Annotated in this window: 8 protein-coding genes; 1 reads left to right on the top strand and 7 read right to left on the bottom strand. The window is 41.9% G+C overall.

Annotated features, from left to right (window positions below):
- Window positions 1-180: 180 nt before the first annotated feature.
- On the bottom strand, window positions 181-2,598 hold the full coding sequence (locus tag ACQ86K_RS06830) for an ABC transporter permease (protein ID WP_431200053.1): 2,418 nt from the start codon (window positions 2,596-2,598) through the stop codon (window positions 181-183).
- A 303-nt stretch (window positions 2,599-2,901) separates the two neighbouring features.
- On the opposite strand from ACQ86K_RS06830, the gene ACQ86K_RS06825 reads away from it, so the two are divergent.
- Window positions 2,902-4,548, top strand: a complete 1,647-nt coding sequence (locus ACQ86K_RS06825) for a M1 family metallopeptidase (protein ID WP_218134349.1) — start codon at window positions 2,902-2,904, stop codon at window positions 4,546-4,548.
- A gap of 129 nt (window positions 4,549-4,677) precedes the next feature.
- Here the strand turns inward: ACQ86K_RS06825 and ACQ86K_RS06820 are convergent, their stop codons facing one another.
- From ACQ86K_RS06820 to ACQ86K_RS06795, 6 genes are all read right to left on the bottom strand, one after another.
- Entirely contained in the window at window positions 4,678-4,869 is a 192-nt protein-coding gene (locus ACQ86K_RS06820) for a hypothetical protein (RefSeq protein WP_091163041.1), read from the bottom strand.
- A 100-nt stretch (window positions 4,870-4,969) separates the two neighbouring features.
- Window positions 4,970-6,931: a 1,4-alpha-glucan branching protein GlgB gene (gene glgB / locus ACQ86K_RS06815; protein ID WP_431200809.1), complete on the bottom strand. Its 1,962-nt coding sequence runs from the start codon at window positions 6,929-6,931 to the stop codon at window positions 4,970-4,972.
- 669 nt (window positions 6,932-7,600) lie between these two features.
- A complete protein-coding gene (locus tag ACQ86K_RS06810; RefSeq protein ID WP_091163039.1) occupies window positions 7,601-8,998 on the bottom strand; it encodes an MAC/perforin domain-containing protein in 1,398 nt (465 codons plus the stop codon).
- Window positions 8,999-9,762: 764 nt separating this feature from the next.
- Complete coding sequence (locus ACQ86K_RS06805; RefSeq protein ID WP_091163038.1) at window positions 9,763-12,237, bottom strand: TIM-barrel domain-containing protein; 2,475 nt, start codon at window positions 12,235-12,237, stop codon at window positions 9,763-9,765.
- A 110-nt stretch (window positions 12,238-12,347) separates the two neighbouring features.
- Complete coding sequence (locus tag ACQ86K_RS06800; protein ID WP_431200052.1) at window positions 12,348-12,701, bottom strand: hypothetical protein; 354 nt, start codon at window positions 12,699-12,701, stop codon at window positions 12,348-12,350.
- Window positions 12,702-12,703: 2 nt separating this feature from the next.
- A complete protein-coding gene (locus tag ACQ86K_RS06795) occupies window positions 12,704-13,717 on the bottom strand; it encodes an MFS transporter (protein WP_431200051.1) in 1,014 nt (337 codons plus the stop codon).
- Between the last annotated feature and the right edge of the window lie 38 nt (window positions 13,718-13,755).

Below are 13,755 nucleotides of genomic sequence, written 5' to 3'. Positions count from 1 at the left end.
TGATACTGTGTAAATAGCCTACCAACAGCGGATTGTAAATGTTTTGCCCCGCCAAAATCCCTCGCCTTGAAATAAAAATATGTCATTATAAGAAGAACGACGAAGCAATCGCACGCTATACAGCGTGACCGTACTTTCGTACGATTGCTTCGTACCTTACAATGACGTGTTTCTTGTTTACTACTCCGTCTTTAAGCTCTTTACAGGGTTCATCAGCGCTGCTTTCACGCTCAAAAACGAAACCGTTGCAAAGGCAACCAGCAATACCAGGAAGAATGGAACAACAAACAGGAAGGGGTTGATATCCATCCTGAAAGCATATGTTTGCAGCCATTGATGAATAGCGTACCAGCCTATTGGTGCCGAAATCACAAACGATACCGCTACAAGCAGGGCAAAGTCTTTATACAACAATCTTAAAATACTGTTTACCGAAGCTCCCAGTACCTTGCGGATGCCAATTTCCTTAGTGCGCTGTACAATGGTGTACGATACGAGGCCAAATAATCCCAAACAGGCCACAAAAATGGCGATGCCCGTAAATACGCCAAACACCTGCCCAAAGCGTTGATCGGTTTTGTATTGCTCGTTAAAATGCTGATCTAAAAAGAAATAATCAAACTGGTCGCCGGGGAAAAAGGCAGCCCAGGTTTTCTTTAATTCCGCAATGGTTTGCGGCAAATTGGTGGTGCTGATTTTCACAGATACCGGTCCCCGAACATCGGGGATACAACGGAAGATCATGGAATCGTAGGCATCATGTAAGGATTGCTGGTGAAAATTATCGGCCACTCCTATTATCTCATAAACCTGTCCCCAAAAATCGATGCGTTTGCCAAGGGCATCGGCAGGTTTGCTAAAGCCTAACTGTTCAACCCCTTTTTTGGTGAATATCACTTTATGTGGTTCATCGCCAAACTCTTTCGAAAACTTACGACCGGCTATCAGTTTGATATCGTAGGCGTTAAGGTAATCGTAATCGGCACCGATAATGCGGTATTGTTTGCTTGTACTTTGATCTGAGCCAACCAACTTAATACCGCCAGCATTCCATTGCACAGGTTCGCCGGGGATTGAGGTTGATACTGTTACGCTTTTAACGGCAGATTGTGCCAGGCATTCGTGTTTAAATGAGCTCATGCTACGGTAAAACGAATCTACCTTAACCAACGGAGCTTTAATGACCAGTGTTTGATCTATTTTTACTCCTAACTTTTGGCTTTGCATGTATTTAAGTTGCTTGAACACTGTAAGCGATCCTATCAGTAAAAATATCGAGGCAGCAAACTGGAATACCACCATTGCCTTACGTAATATCACTCCCCCTGGCGATGCTAAGATCTTGCCTTTCATCACCTCAACCGGCCTGAACGCCGATAATACAATGGCCGGATAAAAGCCGCTGAAGAATGAGCCCAATACAAAGATTCCCAAAACAGCCAGCCAAAAAGTTACTTTAGCAAATAAGGTAAAGCCCATCTGCATGCCGGAAACATTGGCGAATGCAGGCAAGCAAGCCATAATGATAAGCAATGCAAGGCCTATAGCCATGGCGTTAAGCATCATGGCCTCTAACATAAACTGGGTAATCAACTGTGCTTTTGCCGAGCCCAAAGTTTTACGTACCCCAACTTCCTTAGCCCGGCCAATACCACGGGCAGTAGCCAGGTTGATATAGTTGATCCATGCTATGATGATCACAAAGATGGCAATCCCCAAAAGCAGGTACACCGATTTACCATCTCCATTGGGCTGAAACTCCAGCATCCTGTTGGAATACAGATGGATATCCTTTACCGGCTGAAGTGTATAAATGCCGCCTTCGCCCGTACCAGGATATTTATCATAAGCTTTTTTCACTACAGGGATAAACTTAGCTTCCAAAGCACGCGGATCAACTCCAGGTTTAAGCAGGAGGTAAGTTGTGCAGCCGTCATTTAGCCAGGCATTATCGAGATTAAAATCTTTATTAGGCGGATTTTCTTTAAGCAGCGTAGCGTAGGATTGCATGATATCGAAATTCATATGCGTATTGGCAGGCATATTTTCCATTACGCCGGTAATTTTAAGCGGCTTATCTGTATTAATATACAAGGTTTGCCCAACGGGATTTACGCCATGAAAAAGCCTGTCAGCAATTTGCCGGGTAATTACCGCGGTGTTGGGTTCTTTAAGTGCAGTATTTCCGTCGCCGTTTATCAGCGGGAAAGAAAAGGTTTTAAAAAAAGCGTCGCTTACATAGTAAACATTCCGGATTACCATTTTCTGATCCTTGTAGTTGGCTATGGTTTGCCCTGCTCCTACAATCTTTACGTACTCTTCAATATCGGGCAGCGCATTTTTAAATGCTGTGCCGGGTGCAAAAGCCCCGCCGGCCCATTGAGTACTTAACTTGCCATTGTTATACCTGTCCTGATTAATCCGGAAAACGCGGTCTTTTTTAGCGTGGAAATCATCAAAACTAAGCTCAAAGCTAACATATTGCAAAATGAGCAGACATGCCGCCATGCCGATAGCCAGCCCTATTATATTAATGGCAGAGAAAGCTTTGTTTTTTGAAAGGTTTCTAAAAGCAACCAGCAGGTAATTTTTAAGCATAATTGTAATGGTTTATACCTGAATTTCAGCTAATTATATGCCCTGTTTTTAATTTACTGAATATCAATCAATTAAAGAAAAGCACAATCTACGAAACTGTTCGTTTTCGAACAGTGATTGTGCGGTTGCGGAGTGGTTTGGAAATTCGCGGTTGAAAATTAAAGGTGGGGGTTTATAAGTCGTTGGGACGTTTAATAATAGCTCCTGCAAGTGAAATTTCACTATTTTAGTGGCTCAAGGTTGGCAATAACCAACGATACATCACGCCCTACAAGATACTTATCTATGACTAAAAAAACATTTATGTTTATAATCCTAAGCTTATTAACCTGCAAAATAATTGCACAACAAAACGATAGGCAAATCAAGCCAACGCACCAGGATACTTTAAAAGGGTCGATAACGCCGGAAAGGGCTTGGTGGGATGTTCTGCGCTATGATCTGACCATAAAACCAGATTATATTAATCAAACGATCTGCGGTAGCAATATTATTCAATATAAGATTGTTAAAAATAAACACACCGCGCTCATGCAAATAGACCTCCAATCGCCTCTTAAAATAGATAGTATCAGAACGGGGAGCGCAAAGTTATCTTTTATACAAAACGGCGACGCTTGGTTTGTAAAGCCCCTACAGCGGTCAAAAAATAATATTCAAAACATTACGATTTACTATTCGGGCAAACCAAAACAATCAGTTAACCCTCCATGGGATGGTGGCTTGGTATGGCAAAAGGACTCTATAGGCAGACCATGGATGGCTGTAGCCTGTCAATTGCCGGGCGCGAGTGCATGGTTTCCATGTAAGGTTTATATTGGCGATAAACCAGATAAAGGAGCTTCGGTTACAATAATTACACCAGATACATTAGTCGCGGTATCAAATGGAAGGCTTCGGCGGCAACTTAAAAATACAGATGGCACCTCAAGCTACACCTGGGCAGTGGACAGTCCTATAAATAATTATGGGCTTACCTTTTATATAGGGAAATATGAACATGTAAGTGAAAAATTTAACGGCGAACGCGGTAACCTTGATCTGGATTTTTGGGTACTGGATTATAACCAGGAAAAGGTAAAAGATTACCTGGTTGCCAAAGTTCGAAAAACTTTAACATCATTTGAGCACTGGTTTGGCCCATACCCATTTTACAGCGACGGCTTTAAGATGGTTGAAGCATCGTATATAGGAATGGAACATCAAAGCGCTATCGGCTATGGAAACAAGTTTAGATTGGGTCGCTTTGGTCTTAATCCCAAACGGCTAACTTATTGGGATCAAAAAACCGACCGGATGGTGGTTCATGAAACAGCGCACGAATGGTTTGGCAACAATATAACGGCAAGTGATCCTGCCTACGGCTGGTTACAGGAAGGCTTTGCCGGCTATGCGGAGGAATTGGTTATTGCCGATCTTTACGGGCCAAAGGCGTCCCACGATTTCTTTTTGAGCAGGACTACCAATCGGATAGGCAACAAGGCTCCGGTAATTTCTCCCGACAATATTTTTAAAGACGGAGGTGAAGACGCCTATCTGAAGGGTTGGGTTTTAATCCACATGTTACAGGCTATTATCAATAATGACGATAAATTCAGGGAAGTGTTACGAGGACTTAACAGAAGCTTTTATCACCAATCAGTAAATTCGGCACAGATCGAAAACTATATCAGTAAGGTCAGCAAAAAAGATCTCAGCAAGATATTTGACCAATATTTAAGAACCACACAGATCCCTGTATTGGAATATAAAATTGATGAAAAAAGCTTCGAATACAGATTTACAAATTGTATAGCCGGTTTTACCATGCCCGTTAAAATCAAATTGATTGATCAACGTTGGATTGCCCCCTCAACGAACTGGCAGTCACTGAAATTAGAATATCTTCCTGCTGTCGACTCATTAGTTATTGACCCTGATTTTTATATTCAGGCAAAAATCGTTAAGTAAATTAATTATCAACCAGGTACCTGGTCCACCTCACAGGTTATTGGGCAAAATAAACAAAAGAGAGATTATTATGGGCAAAGCGTGGTAATTGCAGGAGGATAGAAACGCCTTCCAATATCTAAGTCTATCTCACATCAACTCATTATCCTTTTTAACATGATAAGCCTTGTACGATAAGTAAAACAAGGCCAAAGCTGGCAAAGCGCCAAGAATTACCCCAACTGTATTAGGCTTTGGATAGGTAGCCACAATTTGCACAATAAACAATATCGTGGCAACTATACCACCTATAAGATAAAGATATTTGAATTTTGGGTTCATAGGCTATTTACATACTAACAACAGGAGCATCCTTAACTTGTTTACTTGGTTTTGAAAGGCTTACGAAGTATTTGGAACTTCGTAAGTCTTTCAAAGCTGCTTACCGTTTCAATTCATATTTAGCAGGCACATCAGGTACCAGTTTAAATACCGCAGCCGCAAGCGGCGGTATAGTAATTTTGATCGACTGGCTTTTGCCATGCCAACTTACCTGGTCGCTATTTACAGGCTCATAATTGATGATGCCGCTGCCCCAGTATTTTTCATTATCCGAATTAAAGATCTCTTTCCACTTACCAGCAGCAGGTACGCCTATGCGATAATCACGGCGTACAACAGGGGTCATGTTCAGGATGACCATCAGATCGTTTTTAGTGTCATGCCCCATCCGACGGTAAACCAGTATGGAATCGTTGGCATTGCCGCCGTCAACCCATTCAAAGCCCTGGTGCGAAAAGGCTTTTTCATACAGCGCAGGCTCTGTACGATATAAATGGTTCAACGCCTTAACTGTTTCGCTAATACCCTGATGATTTGGATACTGCAACACATGCCACTGTAACGATTTGCCGAAATCCCATTCATCGCCCTGCCCAAATTCGCCGCCCATAAAGAGTAGTTTTGAGCCGGGGTGTGTGAACATGTATCCGTACATCAGTCTCAGGTTAGCAAACTGCCTCCACTCATCGCCGGGCATTTTGCGTAGCATACTGCCTTTGCCATAAACAACCTCGTCATGCGAGAAAGGCAGCATAAAGTTTTCGGTAAAGGCATATATAGTACTAAAAGTTATCTCGTTATGATGATATTTACGATGGATAGGATCCTCATGAAAATAATCGATAGTGTCATGCATCCAGCCCATCATCCATTTCATCCCAAAGCCCAGGCCGCCTAAATAAACCGGGCGACTAACGCCTGTAAATGACGTAGATTCTTCAGCTATGGTTTGTACCGATGGAAAATGGCTGTAAACAGCTTCGTTAAATTCTTTCAGAAATGATATAGCTTCGAGGTTTTCGTTACCACCATACCTGTTAGCTTCCCATTCGCCATGCTTGCGCGAATAATCAAGGTACAGCATTGAGGCCACCGCGTCAACGCGTAAACCATCGGCATGATACCTTTCCAGCCAAAACAAAGCGTTGCTGATCAGAAAAGCCCTTACCTCGTTTCGGCCGTAGTTAAAAATATATGATTTCCAGTCGGGGTGAAAACCTTTGCGGGCATCGGCATGCTCATAAAGGTGTGTACCGTCAAATTTATACAGTGCATGGATATCTCCCGGAAAGTGCGAAGGCACCCAATCCAGGATTACGCCAATACCGGCTTTGTGAAATTCTTCAATCAGGTACATCAGTTGTTGTGGTGTACCGTAGCGTGATGCCGCTGCAAAATAACCACTTACCTGGTAACCCCAGCTCGGATAATACGGGTGTTCCATAATGGGCATGAACTCCACATGGGTGAAGCCCATTTCCTTTACATAAGGCACCATTTTTTCGGCAAGCTGAGTGTAAGTTAAAAACTCGTCCGGACTTTCGGGATTACGCGCCCATGAACCCAAATGCACTTCGTAAACCGAATATGGCCTGTCGAGCGCGTTATGTTCATGACGGTTCTGCATCCAGTCCTGATCCTTCCACTCATAAAAAGTATCGGCAACTATAGAGGCTGTACGTGGAGGCAATTCCCAGCGTAGGGCGAAAGGATCGCTTTTTTCCAGGTCTTCGCCGGTTGATGATTTGATATAGTATTTATACGTTTCGCCATTGCCAACATTTGGAATAAAACCTTCCCAAATACCCGATGAATCCCAGCGGGCATTCAAGCTATGCGAACCGCGGTCCCAGCCGTTAAAGTTGCCTATTACCGCTACGTATTGTGCATTTGGAGCCCAAACGGCAAAATAAGTCCCAATGACACCCAGATATTCCACTACATGCGAGCCCAGTTTTTCATACAGCTTATAATGTTTGCCCGACTTAAATAAACTGATATCAAAATCCGTAAAACGGCTGTATGGTTCAACGGCTTTAAGCGTTACAGGTTGCGGGGTAATTTCTGTCAGGTTATTGGCATTCACCGCTTTCGATTTAGCCGATGCTGCTTTTTTAACGACTGAAGGCTTCTCATCAGCAGTCGATTTTGTTTTAACCGGTACAGCTTTCTCTGCAACGGCAGGCTTTTCGGCAGCCACTGTTTTTGTTTTAACTGTTTTTTTAGGTTCCGGGGCTCCTGTTTCAGGCGTTACTTTATCGGCTTTGACCTTAGTGACGGCTTTTTTCCTTTACAGGCTTTGTATCCGGTAAGGGGTTCTCGGTTTTAGTTGTTTTTTTGGCCATGATATAGATAACCTGTTAGAGTGTTAGTAGATAACCCAAATCACAGGAATGAGTTTGGTTTATATGTAATCAAATATAACAGGATTAATATATTATGCAGGGTTTTGGAGATTTATTTTTAGAGGGAAGATGGAGACACTATCAGCACCACCGGAGCAATCAGTTAACTATATCATATCTGTTTTGGGATCAGTTATCGGACTGGATTCTTTAAAATACCAAAAAGTGATGACCGATTTCGAAAGCCATATAATTTTTCACTATTAAAAACAATCTGGTATTTGTTGGCTTAGGGTAAATTTCAGAAAGGATAAAATTGAAAATGCATTTGGATAAAATACAAAAAGGCGGGTCAAATGACCACGCCTTTAAAAATATTTTATGTATTATTCAAGATATCCCATAATACCGTCCAATGTCCATCCATTTTTAGGCCCAAGTTCATTTACATCTACAGAATAACAGTGTGCTCCTCTACTATTGCGATAACGATACAAGGGTTTTGACCCCGGTACTTGAGTAGGATTGATATATCCCTGCGTACCTTCTTGGTTAGCCTGAGAAGGGATCTCATTCACGTTACAAGTAAAAAAGTGATATCCTGCCTGGTATTGATACCATCTTAAAACAGGCACTAAACCTCCCTTAGTATTATCGGTATAAACATTCCCTAAAACGCCTTCAATCTTCCAGCTTGGTAAATTAGATACTTCGCTTGGATTTGTTAAAATCATGTAATCTTGATTGGCAGTACTAAAGCACCGGTAAAGAGGTGCTTTATCAAATACAGCCTGTACTTGATTACCTGGCAAGAATACATTATTAATATAATCCTTAACTGCTTTTGATTTTACCGGATCGGCAATTAAATCGTAAATACCAATTAAACCAGAACTCGGGATATCAATAAGCACTGCGTTTTGCGCATTGGTAGTACTTTGCCAGGCTCCAAAATCAATAGGTGGGGTATTTTGATCAAATACGATAGTATTTGGAGTTATTCCAACAGTGGGGTCTCCACCATGAGTTACATAGTGCACATATTGATTAAAGTTACTGCTACTTTGTGAATGCTGTGAGTTAATGCCAGCATTGATTGAAAACAAACTGCCTAAACTTTGATCTAAACCTGCGGATGCGGCTGTCTTTCTATCAGAACTTGATGTTTGCGAACGGTAGGTTATCTGTAGTTTAGCCCCCAACATAATATCCGTCAAAAAGAAGGCACCATATTGACGAACTAATTGTTCTGGAGTAAGAATACCTATATCGGTTTTAAAATTTGATGTTAAGTATTGTTGGAGTATAACAGTCGGCGCATTAAACTTTAGCTCACGCTGTTGTAATAAAAGATTATAGCTGCCATAAATATACTTTGAATTAAAAGAGGATACATCAGAATAAGCAGAAGTGATACTTGCTTTGAATAAAGAAAAGCCAACAGTTGCATTTAAATGTGCAGACAGGTCGCTTGAGTAATGCTGTACGTTATCCCCATATGAAAATGTCGAATTCCTACTTGTACTTACATTCTTAACTACCCTGATAGGATCTGCTGCATAAAGCTTCGCAACGTCAATAACTGGAAATGTTGTGGAAACCGAATTCCCATATTCACCTGTTACATCATAGCCAAAACCTAAAACATCCCATGCCTGGTCTCCAGCAGCATGTGCCGTCAACTTTCCAGAAGACGTTTTTGTTTGATCGGGAACTAATTGTGCATTTTTGCTGCAAGACCACAGCATCATCATCAAAGAGATAATGAATAGATTTTTTTTCATAAAACAATAAGGTATAAGTTTAATATTTTTATCAAAGGTAATACTTAGTAATAATAAATAATAGACTTATTTCTATAAAAAATCGTAATATACTTTTAATCAAGACATTTAGATTATAGATTTATATGACAGAAAATAAAGATTAGCACTACAACGATATGTTATTAAAGGGTATTTAGCACCCTCTGTTTATCATATCAGGCTATATATTAGTTAATTATATATCCTTAACAACAGAACACGCATCACAAAACTTAAAGGTATTAGTAAGGTCCAGCCTTTCGGACTGGCAAAACCGTGTCATGTAAAGTTAGTATCTTCATGACGGCAATTAGCTGTTACAGTAAGCTAAAAACAACTGATATTTTAAAATTGCACCAAAACAGGTATGGTATGACTAAAGCAAGGTTCAGCAGGATGAACAGATCCAAGGACTCGAAAATTCGATCCAAAATAAAAATTAAAAACCTAGCTAATGCTCAAAAACAACTTATTTAATTTATGAACAACTTACAGAAAAATCATCATAACGTCCGAAGCGCTTTATTGACATAACGCTTATGCAAACTCCCTTTAAAGTTAGCTTTTACTTCTTATCTTTCGATGGTGCGCGGAGGAAATAAACAATAAAGTTTGAAATAAAAAACGTCAATGCTTTAGTACTAAGCAATCCATCTATCTTAACAGGTTAGACCTGTATGGTTTGCGATTGCTTCATACCTCGCACTGGCGTTACGAAGAGGTAGTTTGGCTATATATAAATATTATTTGCTTATTTCAATATGTTTAAAGTTTTTACTGTATTTAAACTCTACCGTTTTATCATCATTTAGTTGAAATTCTTTTACCTCTTTGCCATCTACTTTTATTTTTGATGGCGTAAACGGCAAACCTATCAGGTTAAAATGATAGCCGTCATAGCGTGGGGTATACAAACCTTCCAGGCTCTGATCAATGGTTAAATTTTTGCTACTGCCATTTACCACAAACTTTTTCTCCAGGTAAATATCCTGCTCGTACGCAAATGTTTCGCCGTAATCTTCAAACAGGAATGAATTTACCTCATAATCGGTATAGTAAATATTCAGCTTTACTTCTTCAATCTCTTTGTGGCCAACGTATTGCATCACCGGATATTCAGGTATCACCGAACCGGCTTTTATAAATACTGGCATAGTCTCAAGCGGGGTATCTACTGATACTTCCTGGCCGCCGTCAACAACCTCGTAAGTCCAGAAGTTGTACCATTTTCCTTTAGGCAGATATACATTGCGTTTGATCTGCCCTGGCTCCATTACCGGGCAAACCAAAATTTTATCCCCATAAGTAAACTCATCCTGGCGGAAATGGTTTAGCTGTGTGTCCTGCTCGTGCATCACTATCGGCCTCAAAATAGGGAAGCCATAGCGGTGGTGCTCCCAAAAAGTTGAGTACAGGTAGGGGATCAAACGGTAACGCAGTTCGATAAACTTACGGTTGATTGCCGTGAATGGCTCGCCAAAACTCCACGGTTCACGCTCTTTGGTATCACCCGCCGAGTGCGCACGCATAAACGGCGAAAAGGTGCCCATCTGGATCCAGCGGGTAAACAGTTCGCCATCGGGCTCACCACTAAAACCGCCAATGTCGGTACCGCAAAATGGTATGCCCGATATCGACAAACGCTGACACTGGATATTACCCAGCTTAAGGTGTTCCCATGAGGCCACATTATCACCGGTCCACACCGATGAAAAGCGTTGCACGCCTGAATAACCTGCCCTTGTAATGGTAAAAGGGCGTTTGTTTTTCATGATCTTGCGCAAACCCTCGTAGGTTGAGCGTACCATCTGCATGCCATAAATATTATGCGCCTTGCGGTGTGATCCACGGTAACCATCGTACTGGTGACGCACATCATCAGGGAAGGTACCGGCACCAAATACAGCAGGCTCATTCATATCGTTCCAAACACCGGCAACGCCCATTTGTACCAGTTCGTCAAACAAACCGCCCCACCATTCGCGTACTTCAGGATTGGTAAAGTCAGGAAACTGGCAACGGCCTGGCCATACGTGGCCCTCCATAAAGTAATCATCGCTTCGACGGCAGAAATATCGCTTCTCCTTACCCTCCCTGAACACCTCGTAGTTGTCATCCACACGAATCCCAGGATCAATAATTACCACGGTTTTAAAGCCATCAGCAGCAAGCTCGCTGATCATTTTTTTAGGATCGGGGAAGTACTTACGGTTCCAGGTAAAGCAGCGGTAACCATCCATATAATCGATATCCAGGTAGATACCATCGCATGGGATCTGGTTTTCACGGAAACCTTTGGCTATCTTCCTAACCTTAGCTTCAGGATAATAGCTCCAGCGGCATTGATGGTAACCCAGCGCCCAAAGCGGTGGCATAGGGTGTGTACCGGTTAAGGTGTGATAGCTTTTTACCACGTCCATCATGTGCGGCCCGTGGATATAGTAATATTGCAGTTCGCCGCCATCAGCCCAAAAACTTGTTTTAGTCCTGTCTTCGGCGCCAAAGTCAAATTGCGCTTTAAATGTATTATCAAAAAAGATACCGTGTGCTATACCCTCGTTTACGCTGATATAAAAAGGGATACTGCGGTACAAAGGGTCCTGGTTCCACTGAAACGAGTAGGCATCAGTGTTCCAGTTTTTTAGCCTTTTGCCGCGCAGGTTAAATTCGGTCGGTTTATCGCCTAAGCCAAAGAAACTTTCGTCGGGTGCGCAGGTTTTGGTGCAAAACACATAATAACCGCCCGCCTGCACGTTCTCTTCCCAATGCATTGGCACAGCATCGATGCTGGTTACATGGTTGCTGCTATCTGAAAAAGAGATAAAGAAATCCTTTTTGCGGATATGGCAATTCACTTTATAAGTAGATACCCGAAATTCATTATCATCTTCATGCAAAGTAAAACCTGCCGCCTTGGTTGGCAGCTTAGGTACCCCGTATGAAAAATCATCTAAAAAAACGCTATGCGGCGCAAGCCTCACACGGATAATCTCGTCGGTAACAACTATTACTTCAACTTTAGCATCGCCATCAGTAAAGTAGAACTTATTCCCCACCTGATCAGCATGATTGGGTACACCGAGATACTTTTTTACAACCGGCTTAATACCATCGGCAGGGTTATTAAGATGGTGAAATTCCTCTTCTTCTTCAAGTAAGTTTTCTGCTTCAATTAACTTACTGGTTATCAACTCCGGATTTGGGGTATTACTTTCCATTCAAACAAATTAGTGGCTTCTGCAAAGATGTATAAAGTGTACTTACTACGCAATATACAATAATTGAATTAACGAAAAACCATTAACCGTGCCAAATCCTTAATTTTTATTCAATTTGCGGCTTCAATTATTTGAATTTTCTTACCATCCTGAACAAAAAGAACAGCTATCGCGCCCAGGAACATAAAAATACCGGCCATTACCAAAGCATAAATGGCATGCCCGCTGTATGCATACTTCACTATCGGACCACCAATAATGCCATTAACTATTTGCGGAAAAGTAATAAAGAAATTAAAAATGCCCATGTACACGCCTATCTTTTTGGCTGGTATTGAGCTTGATAGAATAGCATAAGGCATAGCAAGGATACTACCCCAAGCCAAACCGACACCAATCATTGACAAGATCAGCAAACGTGGATCAGGAATAAAAAATACGGAGATTAACCCTAAACCGCCCATAGTTAATGAAAACGCATGCGCTTTTTTCGGCTCAGTTTTTTGACTATGCGGGGCAATAACAAAGCATACACTGCCGATACTAAATTATATACACCAAACAATACATTTACCCAGTTGGCGGCATCATTATAGGCTGCCGAAGAAGTATCCCCTGCCGGGATATGGTAAACATGATCAACAACTGCCGGGGTTGTAAATACCCACATAGAGAAAAGTGCAAACCAGGAAAAGAACTGTACCAATCCCAGCTGCTTCATGGTTTTAGGCATGTTGACGAGGTCGGAGAAGATCTCCAACAAACCGCCCTTATGCCCAGATACCGTTTCGTCCTTTTCATGAAAGGTTGCATAAACTTCGGGGGGATATTCTTTAGTGCGGACTACAGTCCACAAAATAGCGCCTATTAAAACCGCGGCACCAATGTAAAATGAATATAGCACATTATTAGGCACAATGCCCTGATCGGCTGTTTTGGCTATTCCAAACCATTCGGCAAAAACATAAGGTAGCCATGAACCAATTACAGCGCCTACACCTATCAAACAGGTTTGCATGGAAAAACCGGTTGTATGCTGGCTATCGGGCAGGTTATCAGCCACCAAAGCTCTGAAAGGTTCCATAGCTACGTTGAATGAAGCATCCATAATCATGAGCATGCCAGCGCCTACTACTATCGGCGGGATCAGCGCTGCCAACATAGATGAGTTGGGCATAAAAAACAATGCCAAACCCGATAAAATAGCACCTGTTAAAAAGTAAGGGCGGCGCCGACCAAGACGGTTCCAGGTCCTGTCGCTGTAATGACCTATGATAGGTTGAACAACCATGCCTGTTATTGGCGCGGCCAGCCAAAACCACGACAGATGCTCCACATCGGCACCAAAGGTTTGGAGGATGCGGCTGGCGTTACCCGTTTGTAAGGCAAAACCAAACTGGATGCCTAAAAAGCCGAAGCTCATGTTAAAGATCTGCCAAAAGCTTAACCGTGGCTTTTGCGCGATGGTTGGTTTACTCATAATTGGTTTTATAATGTCAGAATCAGAATTCTCAGAAT

This window comes from Mucilaginibacter sp. P19, assembly GCF_050632265.1.
GTDB classification, from domain to species: Bacteria; Bacteroidota; Bacteroidia; order Sphingobacteriales; family Sphingobacteriaceae; genus Mucilaginibacter; species Mucilaginibacter gossypii.
Note: the sequence above shows the minus strand (reverse complement) of the source record. Positions and strands in the feature narration are given on the sequence as shown.